The following is a 24,965-nucleotide window of genomic DNA, read 5'->3' as shown; positions in this document are numbered from 1 at the left end:
TCAATTTCGCCTCCATAAAAATGACTAACCGCCATCTTTTACACATCTATACTAGCACCAAAATGACCAATGGTCAATTATATCTAAAAGAAAATTGACTACCGGTCAATTTTGTTCTATAGTAAATATGAAGGAAGTGTGGGACATGGAAACACTCAAAGAAATTAAAAGCAAAATCGAAATGAACAAAGCCGATAAGAAACACCGTTTGCTTGATAATGCGTTTCAGTTATTTGGCACCAAAGGTTTTGCGAAGACATCGATCAGCGATATTGTCAATAAAGCCGGTGTCGCCAAGGGGACCTTCTATCTTTATTTTAAAAACAAAGAAGATATCCGTGACCAGTTAGTCAATGAAAAATCCCTTGAGCTCTTTTCTAATGCCATCACTGATCTTGAAAAGAAAGTTCTGCCTCGTTTTGAGGATCGCCTCATTTTTGTCATCAATCATATGATTGAAGATTTAAATGCGCATCCAGAAATTCTGACATTTATTGATAAAGACTTATCATTGGGATTTTATTCATCAGAATTATCAAAATTCTTTTCTGATGAACCCACAGGACTCTATGCCCTTTTCAAGGAAGGCGTGGAAAGTGAACACTTGCCAATTGAGAATATTGAGATCACCTTCTTCACAATTTTGGATTTAGTCGGCAGTACCTGCTATCGCTGCATGGTACAGAAATTTCCAACCGACATTGAAACCTACAAGCCCTTTCTTTTTAAATCGATTCGTGCCATCCTACATATAGGATAGAATTTATTCTTGATTTTTAGAAAGAAGTTTGCTAAGGTTAACGCGTACAGTTAAATATATGCGGATAATAGGAGCAGCTTCTCGCTGCTCTTATTATTTTCTATTTTCATTTTTCTCAAAAAGGTCTATAATAAAGATCGCATCGGGAAGTAGCGAAGCTTGGTTATCGCGCATGCTTCGGGAGTATGAGACCACGGGTTCGAATCCCGTCTTCCCGACCAGGTAACAAAAAACACTCCAGGATTATTATCCTGAAGTGTTATTTTTTTTGCGTTCATTTCGTTTTTTTACAGCATAACTGTGCATCTCATGCACGATTAAAGACAGGTTATGAAGATTGATTGTACACACACTTTCCAGATCATTTGCCTCGCCAATATCCATGAGCACTCAATAGGTACAATCATCGCTGCGCTTGTTTTCATTATTTATAATACACTCTTTAAGCATAAAAAAAGATAGAACGCTTTTCTATCTCTCAACAATTATGGTGCCGACAGCCAGATTCGAACTGGCAACCCCATCCTTACCATGGATGTGCTCTACCGTTAGAGCTATGTCGGCAGGAATTTCTTGCATAGAATTTATACCATATATTTTTAGTGTCGTCAAGCATGATATGTGCATTCTTAAACAAAAGCATGATATGTGCATTCTTAAACAAAAGATAAGCATACGATCATAATGCATAAAATAAAGATCCAGAAAACAGTGCAGTTACTGTATATTCTGGATCTTAAACGGTTCTTACTGCCAGCAGTCGAGATCGTATAATCCGATATCTTCCCCTTTAAAAGCAGGATGTTCAACCGTCTTACGTTTTTCTTCATAATCACGCAAAGCATGAATGACGATGGAACTTAACAGGAAGCAGGCAGGCAAATTAATGAGAGTCATTAATCCCATAGAAATATCCGCGAGGGCCCAGGCTGCATCCATCGGAACAACAGCTCCGACAAAAATCACCAGGACGCAGATGATATGAATAATGGTCATCGCCCCTTTACCAGGCTTCTTCTTATGATTCAAATAAGCCACCGCATTATCGACATAATAAAGATTACCAATTAAAGTTGTAAAGGCAAATAAAATCATGGCGATGGTAATAAAAATTGGGCCAAAAGAGCCAAAAACAGTTGAGAGAGCCTGTTGCACATAAGGAGCACCTGAGAGTTTAACAGATGGTAAAATACCTGAAGAGAGACACATAATAGCTGTCGCACTACAGAGTAATAAGGTATCAATATACACTGATAACATCTGCACTAACCCCTGTTTCACAGGATGAGTCACATCGGCCGAAGCACTGGCATTAGGGGCTGAACCAACCCCAGCTTCATTAGAATATAAGCCACGTTTAATGCCATAAATCATACAGCTGCCAGCCATTCCGGAGAAGATGGCCTTAAAGTTAAAGGCATCCTGAATAACCAAATGCACCACTGAAGGAATGATAGTCACATGGGCTAGTAAAACAATGAGGGAAGCTAAGACATACAGTACGCCCATCACCGGGACAACAATTTCGGTAATGCGGACGATACGTTTGCCCCCGCCAAAAAGCACGATCGCCACCAGAAGTGCAAGAATAGCACCAATATAAAGAGGTGTGTTCTGCGGATGATAGAATTCATACGCCGCAAAAGTTGACTGCAGGTTAAAGCTGGCAAGCATATTAAAGCCAACCCCATAAGTTAAAATCAGAAAAACGACAAAAGCACCGGCAAAAAACTTAGAATGTAAAGCGGTCTCGATATAATAAGCAGGGCCACCAAAATATTCCCCTGTTTCCTTATTCTTCTTCTTAAAAATCTGCGCCAGGGTACTTTCAACAAAAGCTGAGGAAGCACCAAAAAAGGCTAACAGCCACATCCAGAAAACCGCTCCCGGTCCACCCATACAGATCGCTGTTGAAACACCGACAATATTGCCCGTCCCCACGCGGGATGCCGTCGATACCATCAAGGCCTGAAAAGATGAAACAGCACGATCATCGGCTGGTTTTTCAAAGATAATTCGTAATGATTCACGAAAATGACGCACTTGTACAAAGCGCGTTCGTCCCGTGAAGTAGAATGCTGCAAAGCCAAGCACAATCAGTAAAATGGGATAATACATAACATTATCCATTGCTTTAAGAAATTGTAGCATTGCAAAATCTCCTTTCTATTGTATACAATGTTCAGTATACCGAAAAGTGCTTAAAATTGCACGCATTTTCTTTTTGAACAAGAATGTGACCGGTAAAAGGGAGCGCGCATACCAACAATCCTGTACATTATAATCAGCTATTCGCTTTTACGAAATCAAACTGAACTTTTCAATTTCTTTCATCGACAGGAAACACAAAATAAAATAAAGCATAAGTAAAGTTATAACAAGTTATAACAAAATTATAAAGTTATAACAAGTTATAACAAAAGATAAATTCATAATGTAAAAAGGTGGTTTAATTGATGAATCCATTCACTTTAAATTTTGGGATCAAACCAACAAGCTATATTTCTAGAAACACACTGAAAGATGAAATCATTCATAGCTTCAACGCCAACCCATCAACCAGTAATTTGTATATGATTACTGGTTTACGAGGATCAGGTAAAACTGTATTCCTTACAGATATTGAAGATTATTTCAGAGATCAGGGCTGGATTGTTTTTGATTTAAGCATTGAAACAAACTTGCTGCAATCTTTTGCGGCGAAACTCTATAATCACCAAAAGTTAAGAAGCTTCTTCAATCTTGCAAAACTCAATTTTTCTCATTTGGGGATCGGCATAGAAATTAACGGTGAACCTCCCATCACTGATTTGAGCACCGCCATTGAAAGAATGCTTGATGTCGTTAAGAAAAAAAACAAAAAAAATACTCATTTCAGTTGATGAAGCTGTGAACTCAGAGACCATGAGAACATTTGCCAGCACATTCCAAATTTTGCTTAGAGAACATTATCCCGTTTATTTACTCATGACAGGGTTATATGAAAATATTTACGATTTACAAAACGTTAAGACACTCACATTTTTATATCGTGCGCCAAAAATCACTTTAAGTCCATTAAATACAACAGCTATGGTTGTAGAATATCAAGGGATTTTTAAAAACACCTTGGAAGAAGCCAGAGAAATGGCTAACCTTACGAAAGGCTATCCTTACGCTTATCAAGTGACTGGTTATCTTTGCTTTAAAAATGGAACAAAACATATCACAGAAGAAGTGTTAAATTCCTTTGATGTATATATGGATGAATATGTCTACAGTAAGATTTGGCAGGAGCAATCCCCGGTGAAAAGAAAGATCTTAATGGCAATTGGTTCATCAAAGACAGGCCGTGTTAAAGACATTAGAGATTCCTTATCGATGTCAAGCAGCGCATTTTCTGTTTATCGTCAGCGACTCATCCGTCAAGGCCTGATTCAGTCTGATGGATACGGAAAAGTGAAACTCACTTTACCGCGCATTGAAGTGTTTATGGACAATCAATTTTTCGATGAATAGTACTCTACTCTCCATTTGAGAATTTTTTGAAAAGTACAAACTGAATAGACTGTACTTTTCATTTTTATAAGGTAAAATCAGCGTTACTTTTTTCCATCTTTACAAAGACTTTTCAAAGCAAGTACATAGAAGGTCATCATCAAAAGTGATAATATAAAAGCTGAACATTTGAGAATACAACCTATCATGCTCCTCTATACCAAAAGTCTTCGCAAAACCTATGACCAATTCGTCACTTGCTGTGGACCCGCACAGTGTGTAATTTACTTTTAGCTCGTAAACCGCAAATTGAAACAACTTAATAACAAGTTCATAATATAAAAAGGTTATCATTCGTGCGGTTAGAAACCGCACATTGTGATAACCTTCATCGTTTCGCTATGATATGTGATAAAACAAACCTATCAATTTTTAGAAAGGCACAGATCCTCAAAGCCAAATGAGTTTGGCCGCTCAACTTTGAGGATCTAGCACACGAACATGTTACAGGAAAATAAGATTTCATTCAAGTTTTATATTCAACTTCTTAAAAATAAATCCATTTTCTTCTTTATACTGTTTAAAAGCGATGTTTTTTAGAAAATCTTTTAGTCTAAGAAACGCCTTTTGAGACACTTGTCGCGAATGAGAGACAGGCTGATAGATGCCGCAAACGATAAATAATCACCATCAGTACGTCATATTGCTGTATCACGAAAGCGCCGGTTTTAAACCATATGGTGAGCAGTCGTTCATCCATTTTGTTAATGCATAAGTGAAAGTGATGTATATTCCGCAAAATTATACCGTTTTTTTGCAGCCAGCACCTTGAAATACGTGGACATCATTGCCGCTGTATAATACCGGCGACATGTTCATACAGGCTTACAACGATTTTAAAATTTTAGAATATCCTCCCTACGAACAGCTTTTAAAGCTTTCGGTTCCAAGATAACGAGTATATCTCCACAATTATTTGGAAACTGCCAGCCATCTAACATCCTCAACCCCCAGTTGATTGCATATCGTCATCTGTTCAAGATTTATTGATCCTAAATCAAATAAAAAACGGAAGTCCACATAACTTCCGTCATAGACATTGGCGTCACCGATGCGATTTGAACGCACGACCCTTCGCTTAGGAGGCGAATGCTCTATCCAGCTGAGCTACGATGACAGAATAACATCAGAGATGTTATTGATGATTGACCTTTTGACGATAACGATCAAAAGGACCATAAGCGATGTGATACATGACAAAGCAGATGATGACTGCCGCTAAGGCATCCATGCAGGAATGTTGCTTTACAAACATCGTTGATAACGTAATAAGAATAGCACTAATCCAGGCAAATGCAAACATCTTTTTATTCCCTTTAAATAATTTGCTGTGAGTGAGAATAATGGCACAGCCTAAAGAGTTATAGACATGGATGCTGGGGAAAACGTTGGTTGGTTTATCAGCACTATAAACAAGATGCAAAAAGAATCTTTGAACTGGCGTTCCATAAATATGCGCTGGGCGATAATTAAAGGTTGTCGGGAAGATCGTAAAGATGATCAGACAAATAGTCATCCCACCAAAGAGCATCAGACAGAACTTATAAAATTCTTCTTTGTTATAAAGGAAGACAAATAAGCCGGTGCCAAAGACAAAGAGGAACCAGTACATATAAATATCAATAAATGCCGGGACAAAAGGAATTATCGAATCCAAAGCCACATGCATATCAAAGAAATGACTAGGATCACGCTGCTGAATACCAAAGTACCATGGCAGATAGCCAATGAAATAAACGGCAACGATCCAAATATATTTATGACTTTCGTAAAATGCTATGATTTTTTCTTTCATTTTTTTCACCTTTTTCGATTCTAACAAAAAAGAGATTGGAAAACAACCTCTTAATTGAAATCGAAGATGCGCTGGGCGATGGCATAAGCCTTCATCATCACTTTATTGCCGCGGCGGCCATGTAATCGCATGGCATTGCCAAGCAGAGTGCGACGAATTGCATGATATTCTTCAGGACGTTTCTCCTGTAAATAGTTCCAGAGATCGACGCGTTTAGCAAGGGCTTCGTCGGTGCCGGCTTTCGTTAATAAGACTGTCGTAACTGTCGTAATCATCGTTAAGTAATGAATCATGTAATATCTTAACATCCGTGATTTTAAAGACATGATATCAACGGCATCAATCATCCGTTTATTGACGGCGATCTGCTGATCGATTCGCCCAATCATGACACTTTCGTTCACTGACTGATCAGCGCGGCCAATGAAATAATGATACAGATTGACATCTAAATAATACATTGTATCGACATATGGTAATGGTTCGTACACAAATAAGTTATCGACATAGAATGTATGTTTTGGTAATTCTAGGCCACAGCGTTTTAAGACATCTAAGCGATAGATCACCGAATGCATTAACAGGTTCTGACTTGGTAATAATGGTCGCATATCATACCAGTGGAAGACTTTATTGCGGGGTAAAGCATTCCAGTAATGGATCGCTTTATGTTTATGATCACTTGGTTTATCATAAACATAATTGACAATAAACATATCAACACCTTCATCCCCTAAGGATTTTAAAGTACTGATTACTTTCTTTAAAGCTTCTCCATCAAACCAGTCATCACTATCTAAAACTTTATAATATTTACCTGTGGCATTGCGAATACCCGTATTCACGGCAGCGCCATGTCCGCCATTTTCCTGATGAATACAACGAATGGTATCAGGATATTTACGCTGATAGTCATCACCGATTTCACCGGTACGATCTTTTGATCCATCATCAATGATCAGGATTTCTAAATCTTCTTTACTGCCCAGCAGGCTTTCAATAGCGTGAGCCATATATGCTTCTGAATTATAAGAAGGAATGGCTACAGTCAGTAGTTTCATTTTGCTACCTCCTAACGAGAGCTATTGTATCAAATACTATGCATTGTCTCAACGTTTCTTGCACTTTTTTATTTTTTCGACATAGAAATGAACATCTTTCTATTTTCATAATATGTTCTTTTTAGACATTCATCACCACTTTGCGTTATGATAGTAATTATATTTGCGAAAGGAGATTCTTATGAAAGAAGAATTTGTTTTATCCTATCACCCTTATGTTCAAAGTTTTATGAAATTTATCCGCATCGCCGCAATAGTGATGATGATTCCAGCTATATTTTTAATGATTGATAGCATCGCCATCGGCTTAAAAGTGCTTTATGGCCTCATCATTGTATTCTTGCTTATCGGTGTTTTATATGCCCAAAGGCATATCAAAGACCCTTTGTCTTTAGGCAAAAATGGTATTATGTACAAAAAGAAGATTTATCCTTATAAAAATATCAGCCAGGTGAAAGAAATCAATAATCGTCTCTATTTCTGTCAGGGCGATCAGACTTTATTTACCCTAAATGAATTCTACTTCCAAAGTAATGATCTCATTGCCATGAACAATCACTTAGAAGACGTTTCTTTAGGGATTGAAGAAACGGTTGAACACTTTGCTTTAGAAAAACTGATGCAGCCAAAAGTCTCTTCTCTCATTTTTGGCCTCACCAGTTTCATTGGTTTAGCTTATATCATTGCCTTTGCCAATGGGCTCTATCGTTATCACTTTATTTGCTTTTTGTTATCAATAGTCATGCCGCTGTTTTATGCCTTCTATTATTGTTACTTATTAGTGATCAATAAGAAAGAAGAAATCATGGCTCATCGCGCTGGCTACTTATTAAGTATGGTCATTCCTGCATTCATAGGTTTAGGGGATATTTTCTTTATTCATAGCACTGATTCGATGAATGCTATTATTACCGCATCACTCTTTCTTTTCATCATGATCTTTGTCGTTTATATTTTTCATGAACATATTCGGATGATTGGTCACGATCTGTTATTTGTCATCTTTATGATGATTGATATTCCTTTACTGCTCATCACCCTCAATGTCAACATTTCTCTATCAGCGACAACGATTACCAGAAAAGTCGCCAGTGTTAATGTTCAAAACACCAAAATGATCAGTGTTTATAATGCAAAATATATCACCTCAGTTGATCACCTTCAAACGGTGGTAAAGACAAAAGCCGGGCAAGGTAAGAAACCGGGTGATCAAATCACGATCTATGAGCGTAACGGCTTCTTTAATACGAATATCGATGAAAAGAAAGTCACCATCAAAGCCATTAAGAAAATCTCCAGCGGCTATCAGGTGTATTATGATGTCCCACATTATAACCGCATTATGATTACGGAGAAAGAAGCGTTATCTTTAAAGCCTGGTGATAAGGTGGCAATCCAAGTCAAAAATGGTCTCTTGGGTGTCAGAGATTACCAGTATATCAAGAAAGTAGAGTCATAAGGCTCTACTTTTTTAATAACTGGAGATATTCTTTTTCATGAATAATCTGAAGGTCCTGCCCTTCTTTTTGCAGCGCAATGGCTTTAAGCACCTTACGGTTTTCTTTGCCATAGCGCACCTTCCGATAACCCAGGCTGCCAATCACTAAGTAAGACGTATGCGAATTGACTTCCCGATTATAATAAGCTTTCACCTGATCTAACTGGCGATGTAAATCTTCTTTACTGGTAAGTAAATTGCCGGTAAAAGCGATCGAGAGATTGGTTAAGGCATGCTTTTGCGGCGAGACCGAAGCCGCATGCTCCGGAGAAATGATATTGCGATAATAGTTGGCATGCATTTCCCCGAAGGCAATATGATAGGCTTCATGTAAGACCGTTAAACTCGGCATATGCGCTTTTTCTAATAATTTGATAAGGATGTTTGCACAGGCCTGTGCATCCGCTAAAGCATGATGAGCCTGAGCCATAGGAATGCCATAATACTGGCATAAATCAGTCACACTATATTTTTCTAACTGCGGCTCCAGCAAATGGGCTAGCACATTGGTACAGCTCATTTGTAGGCTTGGATAAGCGATTTTATTACGTTTCATCGCTGCCCGTAAAGCAGCCATATCGCCCTGAACATCATGGGAAACGACAACCCGATGATCGAAGTAAACGGCAATCTCCTGCCATACTTCCTTAAAAGATGGCGCCTTTTTTAAATCCTGAATGCGAATATGATGCACATTATAACGATAGACATCAAAGCTTAAATTCTTTGGACGAATAAGGGAATAGTAGGTATTAACAATTTGCCGGTCTAATAATTCGACAATCCCAATGGAGCAGACAGAAGCGGGATCGCCGTTGAGCACTTCTATATCAAAGACCGTGATGCGTTCGCTCATACAATCCCAACAGCTTTCTTCGCCAAGGCATCAGCCATATCATTATACGTATTACCGGAATGCGCTAAGACTTTGCAGAAATGAATCGTAATATGGTTTTTATATTCCTTGATTTTAGCGGCGTAAGCTTTAGTCCCTGGTTTATTAGCCTGCCATGAGCCATTAGCCCATTTTTCAATACCCATATAATCATAGTAAACACTAATATGCTGATAGCCATTGGCAATTGCATATTCAATAGCCACTTCTGAGCCAAAAATCTCTCCTGCCACATTCCGCATGCCGACATAGTCGGGATGCGTCCCTTTGCCATAGATCTTTTTGATCACCTGCCCCTGTTCCATTATGACACAGCCATACCCATAAACATGCGTTTTCGCATTAAAGCTGCCATCAACATAAGCCACTAAACCTTCCGGCGCCTTTGTCTGCGTTGCTGCCTGTAAATATGCCTGAGCTTCACTACGCGTGGAAAATGATTTATAAACCGCCCCTTTATAGCCATTTACCTGCGCTTTACAGTCATCCCAGGTGGTAAAGATCCCGGTTTTTCGTCCTTTTTTTACTGCATAATATTTCATGGCACGCCCTCTCTTTCGCCTATCATCATAAAAAATATCATCAATTTTGTCTAGACAATTTGTTGAGAAGGAATAGAAAATTCTTTATAATGGAAAAGAGGTTTAAGATATGAAAATAGAAAATAGATTTTTAAAGTATGTAAGTTTTGATACCCAGTCTGATGAAGCCTCTACGCAGTCGCCATCCACGGCGAAGCAGCTCAATTTAGCTGATTTTTTAAAGGAAGAAATGCAGATTTTAGGCTTCAAAGATATTGAAAGAAATGAATATGGTATCGTTTATGGCCGTATTCCTGGGAATACCGATACCAAAGGAGATGTCATTGGTTTTATTTCCCATATGGATACATCACCTGATGCACCGGGGCATGATATTCATCCCCAGGTCATCCATGATTATGATGGTTCGATTATTACCATTAATAAAGAAAAAGGGATGGTACTCGATCCAGAATTTGAGACCCCTTTATTAAATAAGGTCCATCACGATCTCATTACCACTGATGGCAATACCTTATTAGGCGCGGATGATAAAGCCGGTATCGCCATTATTATGACTATGGCTGAATATCTCTATCGTCATCCTAAATTTAAACATCACGATATCGTCGTGGCCTTCACTCCTGATGAAGAAGTCGGCCGCGGCGTCGAACACTTTGATATCGACCGTTTTGGTGCCGATTATGCCTATACGGTCGATGGTGGTCCAATCGATGAAATTGCCTATGAAAACTTTAATGCTTATAAAGCCGAAGTTATCATTACCGGGAAATCTTATCACCCTGGGGCAGCGAAAGGAAAAATGGTCAATGCCATTACCTTAGGACGTTATTTTGATGCTTTACTGGGGGAACATGATCGTCCGGAATACACCTCTGATTATGAAGGCTTTATCCACCTCCATAATATGAGCGGTGATGTGTCTTCGTGTCATTTAAGCTATATTATTCGTGAACACGATGAAGAAAAGATGGAAGTCTTACTGAATCGTATGAACCGGGCAGCGGAATATCTCAATGAAACATATGGCGACGTTATCGAGATCACCTTTACAAAGCAGTATGAAAATATGAAATCGGTCATCGAACAGTATCCAGAAGTGGTCGATCAGGTTTCTGAAGCGATGTTAGATGTTGGTTTAACGCCTAAGGCTAGCCCTATTCGCGGCGGCACCGATGGAGCGATCCTCTCTTTAAAAGGATTACCGACACCAAACTTAGGAACCGGCGGTTATAACTATCATGGTCCTTATGAATACTGTGATCTCACCGAAATGAAAAAAGCCGTAGAATTGCTTCTGGCGATACTGCGCAATAATACCCGCAACATCTATTAATGGCACATCATGTGCCATTTTTAATATTTGAAATTATCTCGAAATCGCTATATAATGAAACAACAAGCAGTATTATCATATTTTCTATCAATAATTACTATTTATGCTAATTATATTTAATGAGATTTCATTTTTCCTTCTTATGATCAATGTTTTTTTATTACTGTATTGTTTTTATGATTTATTTAACATGTCGATTCAATACCTTTTTTTACTATCTCAAATTAAATTACATTGTAATGATGAAGATAATTTATGTTACCAAGAGGACTGCTAATTTTGTAAATACATCATTTTTTTGTGTTTTTCGTTTACAATTGTGCTATATTATCTATGAGGGAAATCACCTGTTTATAATTCAACACGAAAAGGAGGGTACACATATGAGATTTGGATTTATTACAGATTTTTTGATGGAAAATTCAGATCATAAAAAAACGCTGCTGATGGAAGAAGTTGGCGCAGAAAATCTCTACGCAAACAACGCTGGTTATGAAGAATTACTCACTAAGATTTCGGATGGCGATACTCTTGTTCTCTACCAGATCCACGATTTAGCTTCCGACTGGAAAGATTTTGTGACACGCTGGCATCGGTTATATGAAATGGGCGTTCAGTTCAAAGTTATCGTTGATGATTTCTTTAGCACGGGGGAATACGCGACTGACGACCAGGAAGACATTATGATCCACATCGCTGAAGCCGGTTATGAAATGAACAATTTCTACCTGAACCAGAAGAAGATTTCTGGTATGAAGAAAGCCAAAGCTAACGGTGTTAAATTTGGTCGTCGGAAAGTGAAAAACCCAGAAAACTTCGAGAAGTACTATTATCTCTGGAAAGCGAAAAAGCTGCCAATCAAGGAAGCTGCCGCAGCCATCGGTATGAATACTTCTACATTCTTCAGACACTGCCGTGAATACACGGAACAGTTAGAAATGCAGAATAAGAACTAACGCATAAAGGTCGTTTGCGACCTTTATTTTTTTTGTTATAATACCAGCGGTGATATTATGACAATTTATGACAAACTTTGTGATTACTTAACAAAAGAGCAAATTCATTATAAGCAGCTGACTGATGATACGCTTTGTTTTGATTTTACCATTGAAGGTAAATTTACCCATTTAACTTCTTTTCTCTTCATTAACGAAGACAGTTATATGGTGCAGACCAGTTTACCGATGCCGCTTAAAGAAGCGGGCTTTCCAATGGTAATCGACTTTTTTACCCGTCTGAATGTGACCATGGAATATGGTTATTTTTCCTTAAACAAAAGCAACGGTTTAATGAGCCATATTATCAAAGTCGACTGTGCTGATTCCTTTCCTTCCGATGCAGTCATTAATGAAAGTATTATGACCGGTATTCGCCTTTTTGGTGCTTATGGCGTAGCGAGTGCCCTTTATTATCTGCTCTCTGGTATCCTTACGCCAGCGCAGGCAATGGATTTTGTAGCGAGGTAAGACTATGGATTTAATATTAATAACACAGACAAAGAAGTATTTAACAGGACATACCTATCAGCAGCAAGGCAACATCTTTTACATTGCTCATCAGGAAGAAGATTGTGATCTTTTAAAACTCATCGTCAAAGCGCATGCCCTCTTCTTAGTGACTACAATTAAGGGCCATTATTCAAATATTCCGGATTTAATTAACGATGTCAACTTAGAAACTACCTATGGTAATTTTGATTATGATCAAAAGACAAATACGCTTTACTATCGCGCAAGTGTCGATCTCAATCAGCGCCCCTATTCTTTAGCGCTATTAGAGCATCTCTGTAATGCCCCTCTTGTTGATCTTGCCTTATTAAAAAAAGCAGCTGATTAGGCTGCTTTTGGTGTTTTAAGGCGATCAATGGCGTAGAAGAGATAACCCAAAGCGATAAAGACAATCGTTAATATCCCTACCCATAGGAAAACCCCAGAATATCCTAAATGACTGACATCTAAGAAGAAATAAGGATAAACAACATAAGAAGCGGGAATATGACCATGATAAGTATGATTTAACATGATCCCTCTTATTAAAATAAAGAGCACGTAGATATAAGGATAAATGATGATCCATAACGGCGTGGTCTTTTTTAATTTTCCCGCTTTACTAAACAAAAAGAAATCTAAGATAAAGAGGATTGGTCCAGCCAAATGGATGATCCAGTTATAGCTGTTACGCGTCCAGTAACTAGCTGAAAAGGGATTGCCTAATAAGACATTATAAATCAGGCAGGTTATAAGGATATAAATACTGATGAGATACTGCGGCACCACCAGTAAATGTCCACTTTCCCTTTTCATTAATAGTTCTCTGGTTGTTTGAACAAATAAAAGTATCATCATTCCCAGGCATAAGAGATTAGACTGCGAAGTATAGTATACCAGAAATTCATTATGCGGATGATTGAGCCAGCTGGCATAATCTAAGGATAAACCATAGGTTAATAACATGATATAGAGTAAGCGATAAAGCCATTTTATTCTTTTGACTTTCAATTTTCCTTCACCTCCCTATCTTTTTATCATAGGTTATTTCTTATGTCAATTTATTTTGATATTTAAAAAGTACCACATTAGTGGTACTCATCTGTATGTAATAGAGCTTTAGCGTTGGCAACGCGCTTCGGGGTTGGCGGGTCAATCCCTTCTAATTTATAAGGAATCCCTAATTCTTTCCATTTATAAACACCTAAAGTATGATAAGGCAAGACTTCTACGCGCTGCACATTATCTAACGTTTCAATAAAGTCATGTAAAGCCTTTAAGTCTTCATCATAATCTGATCTTTCCGGAACTAAGACATGTCGGATCCAGACCGGCTTCTTGATATCTGATAAATAGCGAGCCATTTCTAAGATATTGGTATTCTCTTTCCCAGTAATGACTTTATGGCGCTCATTATTGATTTCTTTGATATCTAATAAAAGCAAGTCGGTATACTGCATCAGTTCTTCAAACTTTGCAAACCATTCTCCTTCATGGGTAAAACAGCCGCCGGACGTATCAATACACGTATTAATGCCTTGGGCTTTTGCTTTCTTCAATAAATCTAATAAGAAATCAATCTGATAAAGCGGTTCTCCGCCCGATACCGTGATTCCGCCATTTGTCCCCCAGTAGTCCTTATAACGAACAGCTTTTTTCAGTAGAGCATCCGCTGTTTCTTCGGTAAACTTTTGCGAACCCCAGGTATCGGGATTATGACAGAATTGGCAGCGTAAGGGACAGCCATGTAAGAAGATCAGGAATCTGACACCTGGTCCATCAGCGGAGCCAAAGCTTTCAATAGAATGGACTTTTCCTAAAATTTCCATGATATTTCCTCAACTTTCAAGTAAAAAGGCCTCGATTGAGGCCTTTATGATTTTATAAATGATCGTGGCAAGTTCTAGAGATAACATCTAACTGCTGTTCACGTGTTAAGTCAATGAACTTAACGGCGTAACCAGATACACGGATCGTGAAGTTAGCATATTCTTCTTTTTCTGGATGTTCCATCGCATCGATCAGTTTTTCTGTACCGAAGACATTCACATTTAAGTGATGAGCGCCTTTCTTGAAGTAACCATCTAAGACAGACACTAAGTTATATTTTCTTTCTTCATCTTCGTTACCTAAAGCAGATGGGTTGATCGTCTGTGTATTTGAGATACCATCTAAAGCATATTCGTATGGTAATTTAGCAACTGAGTTTAATGAAGCTAATAAACCAGACTGTTCTGCACCGTATGCTGGGTTAGCCCCTGGTGATAATGGCTCACCAGCTTTTCTTCCATCAGGAAGAGCACCAGTAGCTTTACCATAAACAACGTTAGAAGTGATTGTTAAAATAGAAGTTGTTGGTTCTGAATTTCTATATGTATGATGTTTCTTGATCTTGTTCATGAAAGTCTTTAATAACCATACCGCGATATCATCGGCGCGGTCATCATCATTACCATATCTTGGGAATTCACCTTCTGTTTCGTAATCAACAACTAAGCCGTTTTCATCACGAACAGTTTTAACTTTGGCATATTTAATAGCTGAGATTGAGTCTACAACGTGTGAGAAACCAGCAATCCCTGTTGCGAAAGTACGACGTACATCCGTATCGATTAAAGCCATTTCCGCTGCTTCATAGTAATATTTATCATGCATATACTGGATGGCATTTAAAGTATTGACATATAAACCAGCTAACCATTCCATCATATCATCGAATTTTTCCATAACTTCATCATAATCTAAGTATTCAGAAGTAATTGGACGATATTTAGGACCTACCTGTTCATGGTTCTTTTCATCAACGCCACCATTGATTGCGTAAGTTAAACATTTTGCTAAGTTAGCACGAGCGCCGAAGAACTGCATTTCTTTACCCGTCTGCGTTGCCGATACACAGCAGCAGATGCTATAGTCATCGCCCCATACAGGTCTCATGACTTCATCGTTTTCATACTGAATTGATGAAGTAGCGATGGATACTTTAGAGGCATACGCTCTGAATTTTGTTGGTAAGTTAACAGTATATAAAACGGTTAAGTTTGGTTCTGGTGATGGACCCATGTTTTCTAATGTATGTAAGAAACGGAAACATGTTTTCGTTACTAATGAACGACCATCATTGCTCATCCCGCCAACTTCCAGGGTTGCCCATACTGGGTCACCTGAGAATAATTCGTTGTAAGAAGGAATACGCGCGAATTTAACCATTCTGAATTTCATAACTAAATGGTCAATTAATTCCTGTGCATGGGCTTCATCAATTGTCCCGTTTAATAAATCTCTCTGAATATAAATATCCAAGAAAGTAGAAACACGACCAACGGACATAGCGGCACCATTCTGTGTCTTGATGGCTGCTAAGTAACCGAAGTATAACCACTGTACCGCTTCTTTCGCGTTGCTTGCTGGACGAGAAATATCGTAACCATAAGCAGCGGCCATTTCTTTCATACCTTTTAAAGCACGAATCTGTTCAGCGATTTCTTCTCTTAACTGCACGATATCATTAGTCATATCACCACTGATGCAGTTAGCGAAATCTTCCTGTTTCTTTTCAATTAAGAAATCGATCCCGTATAAAGCAACACGACGGTAATCACCAACGATACGGCCACGACCATAAGTATCTGGTAAACCAGTGATCACGTGTGAGTGTCTTGCTTTCTTCATTTCTGGTGTATAAACATCAAAGACAGCCTGGTTGTGTGTCTTATGATATTTTGTGAAAATTTCATGTAATTTTTCTGATGGCTGGTAACCATAAGTTGTACAAGCCTGTTCAGCCATACGGATGCCGCCATAAGGCATGAATGCACGTTTTAAAGGTTTATCAGTCTGTAAACCAACAACCTGTTCTAAATCTTTTAAATCTTCATTGATATAACCAGGTCCATAAGCTGTTAAACCTGATACGACTTCAGTTTCCATATCAAGAACGCCGCCTTTAGCACGTTCTTCTTTCTGTAATTTCTGTAATTCACCCCAAAGCTTATTCGTAGCCTCAGTTGGGCCGGCTAAGAAAGATTCATCTCCAGTATATTCTGTATAGTTTTTCTGAATGAAATCTCTGACATTGATGTCATCTCTCCAGGCATCCCCGAAGAAGCCTTCCCATTCTTTTTCAAAGCGTTCTGCCATAATTGTTTACCTCCTAGTGATTGCCAACGAAAATGTAAATGTAAGTACTTACATTCTTTTGACTCATTTAATTTACCATGAATTTTTAGAAATGTCTATGCTTTTGCTTGTGAAAATTCAGTAATGATTCTTACTTACAACGCTTACATATCGTTTCATCATATCAATATTTAGTCTATTCATATATTTATTTATATAATTTGTATTAATACCATTTTTACCATTCGTTTCATCATGATTTATGGTAATAAAAAAGCCTCAACTTTTTTTCTTACATTTTTCAAAAGTATTGACTTTCTTATTTGCAAGTTTTTTCACATTTCTGATAAAAAAAGACCAGGGCTTTTATTTCCCTAGTCTTGCATTCATGGCAGCTTCAATCGCCGCCGATGCTTTCCCAAAAATCATCGTTACCGAATCCGCTCCCTGGACCACGCCAGAAGCGCCTAACGCTTTGATTGCATCAAGATCGATACCGTTTTGTGATTCCAAAGTGGCTCTTAAGGTCGAAGGCGTACTTTCGGCCTTCACAATATTATCCACGCCGCCTAAGGCTTTAAAAAGCGCCTCTAAATCAATCGGACACTCCGTCGCCTTCTTTTTCGTACGCGCTTTAGAGACAAAATAAGCAATAACGAAAAGCGCAATGACACATGCGACAATAATCACAATAAGAGTTGTTTGATCCATTATCTTCACCTCGTTTTTTTGTTGAAACAGCTACAAAATATAGTATACTATATGCGAGTTAAAATGGAAATAAAATTGGAGGTGAGGCCATGAGTTTCTTTGAGGCCGTTAAAAAACATCCATTAATATTGATATTACTAGCGTTGTGTGCCATTTCTACTTTTACCATTGCCTCAGCTGCCCCGGTGATGACAAATATTGCCAATCCGGATCGTATGTGGATCATGCAGCTGGCTTATTATGCGGTTGGCGGATTAATCGCCTTTGCCATTTATAAAGTGGGGATGGATACGCTCTATCGTAATATCCGGCTGCTCTATTGGATCTTTATGGTCCTATTAATTGGTCTGGCGATTGACCATATCTGTTACACCAAGTTATTACATACCCATATTGTTCCCTTTGCCTCATATGTCAATGGGTCAACCTGCTGGTATAACTTTAAAGTCTTCTCGTTCCAGCCTTCTGAGTTCATGAAAGTTATTATGGTCATGTACTTAGCGCAAATGACGAAAGAGTTTAATAATAAAGTCTTAGTCAGAACCAGTGACAGTGAATTAAAATACATCAGCGAAGTCTTAAAGATTGCTTTGCCGCCAGCTATTTTAATCCTCTTAGAAAATGATACCGGGGTCATTATGATTATGGCGGCGGCCTGCTTCTTCATTCTCATTTCGAGCGGCATGAACGGGCGCTGGTTTATCTTTTTCTTCTCCGCCCTGGCTATTATTATTGCCTTGATGTCTTATTTATTCGTTTATCATAATGGCATCTTTACTTCTTTAATCAGCGGTCACCGCTTAGATCGTTTCTACGGCTGGTTAGACCCCGAAGGCACCGCTGGCAACCAGGGGATGCAGTTATGGTTTGCGATGTTATCGTATGGCACCGCATCATGGTTTGGTCATGGCTTTAGAGCTTCTGTCATGAGTTTCCCTGAAGGGCATACTGACTTTATCTTTGCCGTTATCTGCACCGACTTCGGTTATGTGGGCGCGTTAATTACGATTGCGGCGATCGTCGCTTTCGATGTCATCTTATTACGCATTGGTTTACGCAGTGATAACGAACGTGATAAACACTACACAATGGGTATGATTGGCTGTCTGGTTTTCCAGCAGGTCTGGAATATCGGGATGGTCTTAGGCTTAGCCCCTATTACCGGGATTACTTTACCGCTTATTTCTTATGGCGGCAGTTCCTTATTATCTTATCTCTTTGCGATGGGCATTTTCTTTGATATCGATCATATGAATAAAATTACCAGCCTATCAGCCAAGGGTTATTAAAAGCGAGTGATTTTACACTCGCTTTTTAAATACCATCATTTGATGCGTCATCGCATGTTCAAAGGCAATCTCTACACTATCTAAGTAAAAGTTCCCTGGCTTATCATTATACAGTTCATCACCAACTAAGGGATGCCCAATTGAAGCGAGATGGACGCGAATCTGATGCGTTCTTCCCGTCTCTAGCCGACATTCAATTAAACTGGTACCAGCATACTCTTTTAAGGTTTTATAATGCGTAATAGCATGGGCGCCCTGAGGATCAATCATTCTTTTAGTGGGATGATCTAACCGATGAGCAATCGGCGCATCAATCGTGCCTTCTCCTGGATGGCCTTCCACTATGGCATGATACACCCTTTTCACCTTTTTAATATCTCGGGAATAAAAATCATGCACATAACGCGACTTCGCCACTAATAAAAGGCCCTGGGTTTCTTTGTCTAAGCGGTTGACAAAGTGAATCGCACCTTCAATGCCATGTTCCTGATAATAATACATCAGGGCATTGCCTAAGGAATTGGTTAAATACATACGGTTAGGAATCGTCGCTAAATGCGCTGGCTTATCAATAACCATTAAATAGTCATCTTCATAAACGATGCCAAAATCCATCTTGACAGGAATGACCTGACTCTCCTCTTTTGGAAAGACAATCGTGATTTCATCATCTAAAGCCGTTTTCTCACAGAGGAAAACCGGCTGTCCATTTTTTAAAATAGCGCCATGATTGCGGGAATCCTTGACTAATTTTTTAGAGATTCCCTGCTTATAGAAGAAATCATCAAGACGCATATTCGTATGATCAGCATCCACTTGATAAACTAATTTCATAAGAAACTCTTCTTGAGGCGGTCAATGAAATTGATCTGCCGATAATCCGCAAATTTCGCCACACGTTTTGATAACATGACATCCACCACTTCATTCTCCATTAATTCAAACGCTTCAATATCACAGCACATGACAGAATGTTCATAGTTGACCGTTTTTAAACGAATATACTTATCTGCCCCTAAAATCAAGGAAGACCCTAAAGAACGATAGGCATTATGATTAATGCCGGCAATTTCACTGAGCTGCATCAGCTGCAGCGAAGGATCTAAAACGGCGCCCTGAATCGACTTATTATAAGCGGTTGAGCCAGAAGGCGTAGAAACGCAGAGGCCATTGCCTCTAAAAGTCTCTAAGTGCTCTTCATTAATATAAACATCAATCACCTGGGAATGACGGTTATTTTCTAAGCGCATTTCATTGAGCGCATAATGTACCTGTCCATGTAAGTGGACTTCTAATAAAGCACGTTCAAAGACCTGCGGCTTTTTTGACTGTAAGTCATTAATCAGATCATACACTTCATCTTTTTTATAATCCGTAAAAAAGCCTAATGTCCCAGTATGTAACCCAACAAAATGGACGGTTTCCAGCTGCTCTAAATATTTATGAACAGCATATAAAATTGTCCCATCGCCGCCTACCGCAATTACTAACTCGGGATGCGCTTCATCATAATCCATGAAACTGCTCACCTGATCACGAACGATTTTCGCAATCTTCTCTGACGGTTCATCCTGTTTACTGACAATTGCAAATTTTTTCAATTTCATTGATATATAGGCACAAGGATACCTGCGAATTCATTCGCGGGAGGAATTGTGCCATCCTCCTCTCTATTTAACAGGCATATACCCACCTGCATGAATAATCTTCTCTACTTTCTTAACAGGCACTGACTTCTTAGCGTCTGTCACAACATATGTGCCTTTGTTATGAACGCCCTTGGCCCTATGCTTCTCTCCGCCAATAACAACATTATCGCCGGGACGCAGTGTATAGTGACTTCTTCTGATCACGCGTCTGCCTTTCGAAACTTTCCGCTCTCTGAATACGCGAAGGTTCTTCTCGGAGTGTCTTGACTCGCTTCTGTCTGTGCGTCCGCATGACAGCTCTGCACCTTTCTTTGTCTTGCCGTCTCGCGCATCAACGTATTTTGCATCAAAGAATTTTTCAAGGATGCGGTTATTCCGTCTCAGCTTCTGAAAATGCATAAAAGGCGTCCTGCGTCTTGGATGGAATTCTCCCATGGCGTAGGCGTCATTGGCATGCGACTTTTCAAGGTGTAGGACTCTTCTTGCCTCCTGCGTAGCAGCTCCATATGTCATGTGCCATTCTAAATCAGGGTGGGTGCTTTTCAGCGTTCTGAACATCTGCCATCTGACAGCGTTCATGAAGGCTGCGCCGTTAAACGGCTTCGTCCTAGGCTTCAGGTCGTACAGCTTTCCGCCCGGCTTGTGGTTTGCCGAAGTATGGCATTTTGTGCAGACGGTCAGCAGATTGCTGATGCGGTTCGTATGATCGCCCGTTTTGAAACCGATATGATGCACTCTCAGAATAGCGCCTTTGTCTGTGGTTTTCCCGCACACCTGGCATGTGTAATTGTCACGATAGAAAACGGCTTTTCTCAGCGTGTTCATGCCGTATCGCGGCCCCTTCTGATAATCATCGCCTTTAAGCACGGTGCCTGTTGCCTCAAACTCATGCATGGCATGGACGTCAAACGAGCCCATTTCAAACGTGGCTGAGACTATCGGCATGACCTCAAGGAACCGCTCAAAAATACGGATATGCTGATCACGGATGTTTCTTAGCGACGGCGCCAGCCATCCTTCCTTTTTGGAAGCTGTCCGATTATCAAAACGGGGCTTTCTGTAGCGAAGCCTGTTTCTTCTTGCGCGGCGCATTTTCCGACGGTCATCGTGACACTTCTTCTCATCCTGAAGCATGTCAAATTGGCAGTCAAAATACTCGTGTTTTTCTGATTTGATGGATACACCAATATGTTTGTATCCCGTATCGCAGCAGTACTCGATCGGCTGCATATTCTCGCTTACGATTCTTGTAAGCATGATCGTGAACGGCTTATACTTAAAGATAACAGCCTTACCGCTTTTCAGCAGCTTTCTTGCACGGTACTCGCTTGTCGGCATCAGCGGCTTTTTATCCGGCGCTACAACGCATACGCTCATGGAAATTCCTCCTTTCCTGTAAAATAATAACGTTTGAATATATAAACTTAATCAGCTGAGCTAAGATTGATGAATAAGTGTGTGCTTACGCACGCCTGCATATGCTTGCCAGAGGCAGTATATATGCAGTTTCTCCCTTTCAGGGTAGTTCCCATCGCCAAGGTTATCCGCAGTTGTGTATGACATGCACACTTCTCCTGCCCGTCAGAGATGTTTAATGCATGCCCGCAGAGCGAGGGACGTGGGAAGAATCCCCAGGTGCCTGTATTTTTGCGGATAACGTAGTGCCCGAAACACATTAGGCTAATCAGCTAGTACATATGTACCGACGCCAGTCTTAGACTTGCGCGAGACAAGCCTGCGACTTTAGTCGCGGGTAGTTGACCACCAACTTTTATTTTGTTTGCATGTCTTATTATATCGTCCATTGACGTTTTACGCAACGAGACATACAATAGATGCAGGTGAGAAAAATGGAAAAAAATAAAGAAATCGAATATAAAATTCTCGTCTCAAAAGAGACCTTTAACCAAATCTGTCAGTTTTACCCAAAACATCATACCTATACTCAGGTAAACTATTATTTGACAAGTCCCCAGTTAGCTGCCAAGCGTTATGCTTTACGGGTCAGAGAAAAAGACGGAACTTATGAAATGACTTTAAAGATTCCTCAAGGCTTTGCGAAGATGGAACATAATGAGATGATTTCCAAGGCTGATTTTGAAAGCATTGAAAATGGTGTGATGATTGATAATGATATTACCCGTTTATTAGCATCTCAAGGTTTTGATCTTTCGCTTATTAAACAGGAATATTCTTTGAAAACCATTCGTCATGATATTCCCCTTGATTATGGTATGCTTTCAATGGATGAAAACTTCTATAATGGACATCATGATTATGAATTCGAATTTGAGGTCAATGATGAAAAGAAAGGGGCTTTACAGTTTGATGAATTATGTGCCCTCTTCCATTTAACCTATACCGGTAACTGTGATTCTAAAATCAAACGTGTTCTCGCAACACTTTAAAAAGCACCCTTCAGACAACGTCATTCAGTTAGTCAATCGCTAGGTTAGTTTACTTTTCATTGAAGTGAACTAACTTTTTATTTTTAAAAAGGTAAAAAGCAGGAATAGATTCATCATCTAAAGGAAATGATAGCATTTTTAATGATAATCTAAAGTTCGGTGGGGGCTGAGCTGGCCCACCATTTTGTTGGTTTTTAAATATTTCTTGTTCTTATTCAAAGCTTAAAAGCTACATAAAAGATGAAGAACCTGCTTTAGTTCTTCCCCTATCCAACTAGATATGAGTACATTACAGACAAGAAATCAATCCAATTAATGAAGCCGTCGCCACTAACACCCTTAAATACGAGATAATCATAAATCACGGAGATTTCTTACTTATGTTTAGGGATGTTGTGGCTTTTTATGTTCATTGGATACTATCCAAAATGATAAAAAAAGATCAGGCTATGGAATAAACGCAATTACTTGCTTTCACCATAGCCTGAAACCTCGTTAACTAAATGAGACTGTTATTAATCTGCTCAATATGATCACATAAATCATTTCAATTCCTGAGCGCTTTTTATAGTCTATTTATGAATTGAAGATTCTATCACAATTTTATTTTTGCAATGTACCAAAGACAACAATTCTTTTTGCGCTTAACGCATTCACACACGTTGACAGAGCCACAATTGGTAAGCTTTTATCATATGTTAAATGATCAGGATCGTTTTTTTCAATGTACTTTATTACTTTTTTTGTCGTCGTCTGCGCCGAAGCATTGAAGATGGTATCACTCGTAGACAGCACATGAATACAGCTAAAGAGCTTTAACTTATAAGTTGGACCGCCTTTTACTTCAATTGTCCCTGTCGTATGCGTCTTTAAATAACTTTTTTTAAGATAAGGATCCAATGTTCCAAACATAAGACCTTTATCTAGATGATGTCCGTAAACAACACTATAAGGGTCTGTAAACTTTGCATTATTTGTACTATCAAGGAAGATTGAACCAGCAATATCCACCTGTCCTAAAGGATTTTTATTCAGATATTCTGTATTGGTTGATCCTTGCATAATCGGAAAATTAATTTCCGTTTTATCAACCTTTAACCATGCAACAGCTCCTAAATCTTCCATTGAATAACTAGTATAACCAATTTTTAAATCATTGTTTTTCTTTACATCGACAAAGATTGAAAAAGCGCCAACACCTAATGCAATGACAATACCAGCTGTGATGATGAAGTCAATGAGGTTATTGAAAATATTATAAGCGCGTCGATCCAATGTATACTTTTCTTTATCCTTAGGTTTTCTTTTAGAAAATAGTGTTTTCAATTAAATCACCCCCGTATGGAATGAACAAAAGTATGTGCCCTCAATCGCACTTGCATTAATATCACCAAAAGTACGTGAATCATTGGTATCTATACGATAATCATTCAAAATAAAATACTGATCAGCACCAATGATATGTTCCTTAACACTTCCCCTAATACGATAAAAAGATTCCTGTTCAACATCATTGATGTAACATTTTCCCGCTTCTACTGACACCTTATCTCCCGGAACACCAATAACACGCCCTACTCTGATCTTATTATCTGATTTATACGCAACAACAAGATTACGCACAATTTTGCCATGCCGATAATAAAGAACAAGGGTAGTATCCTGTAAGTAGGGATACATTGATCCACCTTCCGTTAAATGAGCGCTGAACTCAAAGGTAAAAACAGCCGCAAGAATAACTATGAAAACTAATAGCTTTTCAATTGGCCATAACCATCTTCTTAAAGACTTCTTTGATTTTTTCTTTGATTTCTTTTTCTTCTTTTTTACTTCATTGTTAGCTTCCATAGTTCCACATCCTTTGCGAAAATAAAGCCC

24 protein-coding genes and 3 tRNA genes are annotated in these 24,965 nt (G+C 38.9%); 11 read left to right on the top strand and 16 right to left on the bottom strand.

The genetic code is table 11. The features are described from left to right. The first annotated feature begins 145 nt into the window (after positions 1–145). Together SG0102_RS03980 and SG0102_RS03975 are read left to right on the top strand one after the other, a co-directional pair. Entirely contained in the window at positions 146–760 is a 615-nt protein-coding gene (locus tag SG0102_RS03980; protein WP_157982967.1) for a TetR/AcrR family transcriptional regulator, read from the top strand. 143 nt (positions 761–903) lie between these two features. After that, positions 904–981 (top strand) — tRNA-Pro (locus SG0102_RS03975). Positions 982–1,248: 267 nt separating this feature from the next. Here the strand turns inward: SG0102_RS03975 and SG0102_RS03970 are convergent. Together SG0102_RS03970 and SG0102_RS03965 are read right to left on the bottom strand one after the other, a co-directional pair. After that, positions 1,249–1,324: transfer RNA gene (locus SG0102_RS03970), tRNA-Thr, on the bottom strand. 183 nt (positions 1,325–1,507) lie between these two features. Further along, a complete protein-coding gene (locus tag SG0102_RS03965; protein ID WP_125118756.1) occupies positions 1,508–2,911 on the bottom strand; it encodes an alanine/glycine:cation symporter family protein in 1,404 nt (467 codons plus the stop codon). Positions 2,912–3,216: 305 nt separating this feature from the next. Between SG0102_RS03965 and SG0102_RS15535 the strand changes: the two genes are divergently transcribed. Both SG0102_RS15535 and SG0102_RS15530 read left to right on the top strand, forming a co-directional pair. After that, a complete protein-coding gene (locus tag SG0102_RS15535; RefSeq protein ID WP_197715070.1) occupies positions 3,217–3,642 on the top strand; it encodes a hypothetical protein in 426 nt (141 codons plus the stop codon). Continuing rightward, positions 3,599–4,258: a hypothetical protein gene (locus tag SG0102_RS15530; protein WP_197715069.1), complete on the top strand. Its 660-nt coding sequence runs from the start codon at positions 3,599–3,601 to the stop codon at positions 4,256–4,258. The genes SG0102_RS15535 and SG0102_RS15530 overlap by 44 nt, the downstream gene beginning before the upstream one ends. Before the next feature lie 1,079 nt (positions 4,259–5,337). On the opposite strand, the gene SG0102_RS03955 is transcribed toward SG0102_RS15530, so the two are convergent. The 3 genes from SG0102_RS03955 to SG0102_RS03945 form a co-directional block, all read right to left on the bottom strand. Beyond that, positions 5,338–5,414, bottom strand: a tRNA-Arg gene (locus SG0102_RS03955). 18 nt (positions 5,415–5,432) lie between these two features. Then, complete coding sequence (locus tag SG0102_RS03950; RefSeq protein ID WP_125118755.1) at positions 5,433–6,092, bottom strand: phosphatase PAP2 family protein; 660 nt, start codon at positions 6,090–6,092, stop codon at positions 5,433–5,435. Positions 6,093–6,142: 50 nt separating this feature from the next. Further along, entirely contained in the window at positions 6,143–7,153 is a 1,011-nt protein-coding gene (locus tag SG0102_RS03945) for a glycosyltransferase family 2 protein (RefSeq protein ID WP_125118754.1), read from the bottom strand. Between the two features lie 181 nt (positions 7,154–7,334). Between SG0102_RS03945 and SG0102_RS03940 the strand changes: the two genes are divergently transcribed. After that, positions 7,335–8,612: a hypothetical protein gene (locus tag SG0102_RS03940; protein ID WP_125118753.1), complete on the top strand. Its 1,278-nt coding sequence runs from the start codon at positions 7,335–7,337 to the stop codon at positions 8,610–8,612. Between the two features lie 4 nt (positions 8,613–8,616). On the opposite strand, the gene SG0102_RS03935 is transcribed toward SG0102_RS03940, so the two are convergent. Both SG0102_RS03935 and SG0102_RS03930 read right to left on the bottom strand, forming a co-directional pair. Then, positions 8,617–9,507 carry an exonuclease domain-containing protein gene (locus SG0102_RS03935; protein ID WP_125118752.1) on the bottom strand — a complete coding sequence of 297 codons (891 nt, stop codon included), beginning with the start codon at positions 9,505–9,507 and terminating at the stop codon, positions 8,617–8,619. Continuing rightward, complete coding sequence (locus SG0102_RS03930) at positions 9,504–10,088, bottom strand: ribonuclease H1 domain-containing protein (RefSeq protein ID WP_125118751.1); 585 nt, start codon at positions 10,086–10,088, stop codon at positions 9,504–9,506. The genes SG0102_RS03935 and SG0102_RS03930 overlap by 4 nt, the downstream gene beginning before the upstream one ends. A 109-nt stretch (positions 10,089–10,197) precedes the next feature. Here SG0102_RS03930 and pepT point away from each other — a divergent pair, with 109 nt between their 5' ends. The 4 genes from pepT to SG0102_RS03910 all read left to right on the top strand — a co-directional run bounded on the left by pepT (position 10,198) and on the right by SG0102_RS03910 (position 13,260). Beyond that, positions 10,198–11,424, top strand: coding sequence for a peptidase T (gene pepT, locus SG0102_RS03925; protein ID WP_125118750.1), 1,227 nt, complete (start codon positions 10,198–10,200; stop codon positions 11,422–11,424). Positions 11,425–11,807: 383 nt separating this feature from the next. Next, complete coding sequence (locus SG0102_RS03920; protein WP_157982966.1) at positions 11,808–12,380, top strand: recombinase family protein; 573 nt, start codon at positions 11,808–11,810, stop codon at positions 12,378–12,380. Positions 12,381–12,437: 57 nt separating this feature from the next. Further along, entirely contained in the window at positions 12,438–12,890 is a 453-nt protein-coding gene (locus tag SG0102_RS03915; RefSeq protein ID WP_125118748.1) for a type III secretion system chaperone family protein, read from the top strand. Between the two features lie 4 nt (positions 12,891–12,894). Then, a complete protein-coding gene (locus tag SG0102_RS03910; protein ID WP_125118747.1) occupies positions 12,895–13,260 on the top strand; it encodes a type III secretion system chaperone family protein in 366 nt (121 codons plus the stop codon). Here the strand turns inward: SG0102_RS03910 and SG0102_RS03905 are convergent. The 4 genes from SG0102_RS03905 to SG0102_RS03890 all read right to left on the bottom strand — a co-directional run bounded on the left by SG0102_RS03905 (position 13,257) and on the right by SG0102_RS03890 (position 17,741). After that, a complete protein-coding gene (locus SG0102_RS03905) occupies positions 13,257–13,922 on the bottom strand; it encodes a Pr6Pr family membrane protein (protein WP_125118746.1) in 666 nt (221 codons plus the stop codon). The genes SG0102_RS03910 and SG0102_RS03905 overlap by 4 nt on opposite strands. 77 nt (positions 13,923–13,999) lie before the next feature. Next, the gene (gene pflA, locus SG0102_RS03900; RefSeq protein WP_179951184.1) at positions 14,000–14,740 is read right to left on the bottom strand and encodes a pyruvate formate-lyase-activating protein; all 741 of its coding nucleotides are present in this window, start codon (positions 14,738–14,740) and stop codon (positions 14,000–14,002) included. A 52-nt stretch (positions 14,741–14,792) separates the two neighbouring features. Further along, positions 14,793–17,051 carry a formate C-acetyltransferase gene (pflB, locus tag SG0102_RS03895; RefSeq protein WP_125118744.1) on the bottom strand — a complete coding sequence of 753 codons (2,259 nt, stop codon included), beginning with the start codon at positions 17,049–17,051 and terminating at the stop codon, positions 14,793–14,795. Between the two features lie 345 nt (positions 17,052–17,396). Continuing rightward, positions 17,397–17,741 carry a hypothetical protein gene (locus SG0102_RS03890; RefSeq protein ID WP_125118743.1) on the bottom strand — a complete coding sequence of 115 codons (345 nt, stop codon included), beginning with the start codon at positions 17,739–17,741 and terminating at the stop codon, positions 17,397–17,399. Between the two features lie 89 nt (positions 17,742–17,830). Between SG0102_RS03890 and SG0102_RS03885 the strand changes: the two genes are divergently transcribed. Continuing rightward, positions 17,831–19,030: an FtsW/RodA/SpoVE family cell cycle protein gene (locus tag SG0102_RS03885; protein ID WP_125118742.1), complete on the top strand. Its 1,200-nt coding sequence runs from the start codon at positions 17,831–17,833 to the stop codon at positions 19,028–19,030. A gap of 12 nt (positions 19,031–19,042) precedes the next feature. On the opposite strand, the gene SG0102_RS03880 is transcribed toward SG0102_RS03885, so the two are convergent. From SG0102_RS03880 to iscB, 3 genes are all read right to left on the bottom strand, one after another. After that, complete coding sequence (locus SG0102_RS03880; RefSeq protein ID WP_125118741.1) at positions 19,043–19,864, bottom strand: RluA family pseudouridine synthase; 822 nt, start codon at positions 19,862–19,864, stop codon at positions 19,043–19,045. Continuing rightward, the gene (locus SG0102_RS03875; protein ID WP_331852253.1) at positions 19,861–20,637 is read right to left on the bottom strand and encodes an NAD kinase; all 777 of its coding nucleotides are present in this window, start codon (positions 20,635–20,637) and stop codon (positions 19,861–19,863) included. The genes SG0102_RS03880 and SG0102_RS03875 overlap by 4 nt, the downstream gene beginning before the upstream one ends. Before the next feature lie 63 nt (positions 20,638–20,700). Next, a complete protein-coding gene (gene iscB, locus SG0102_RS03870) occupies positions 20,701–22,056 on the bottom strand; it encodes an RNA-guided endonuclease IscB (RefSeq protein WP_125118740.1) in 1,356 nt (451 codons plus the stop codon). Between the two features lie 473 nt (positions 22,057–22,529). Here iscB and SG0102_RS03865 point away from each other — a divergent pair, with 473 nt between their 5' ends. Then, positions 22,530–23,087: a CYTH domain-containing protein gene (locus SG0102_RS03865; RefSeq protein ID WP_157982965.1), complete on the top strand. Its 558-nt coding sequence runs from the start codon at positions 22,530–22,532 to the stop codon at positions 23,085–23,087. Between the two features lie 603 nt (positions 23,088–23,690). Here SG0102_RS03865 and SG0102_RS03860 read toward each other — a convergent pair. Beyond that, complete coding sequence (locus SG0102_RS03860; RefSeq protein ID WP_125118738.1) at positions 23,691–24,413, bottom strand: class B sortase; 723 nt, start codon at positions 24,411–24,413, stop codon at positions 23,691–23,693. Next, positions 24,414–24,935: a signal peptidase I gene (lepB, locus tag SG0102_RS03855; RefSeq protein WP_125118737.1), complete on the bottom strand. Its 522-nt coding sequence runs from the start codon at positions 24,933–24,935 to the stop codon at positions 24,414–24,416. Positions 24,936–24,965 lie beyond the last annotated feature (30 nt).

Source organism: Intestinibaculum porci (assembly GCF_003925875.1).
GTDB classification, from domain to species: Bacteria; Bacillota_I; Bacilli_A; order Erysipelotrichales; family Coprobacillaceae; genus Intestinibaculum; species Intestinibaculum porci.
This window is presented reverse-complemented; position numbering and strand designations above follow the sequence as displayed.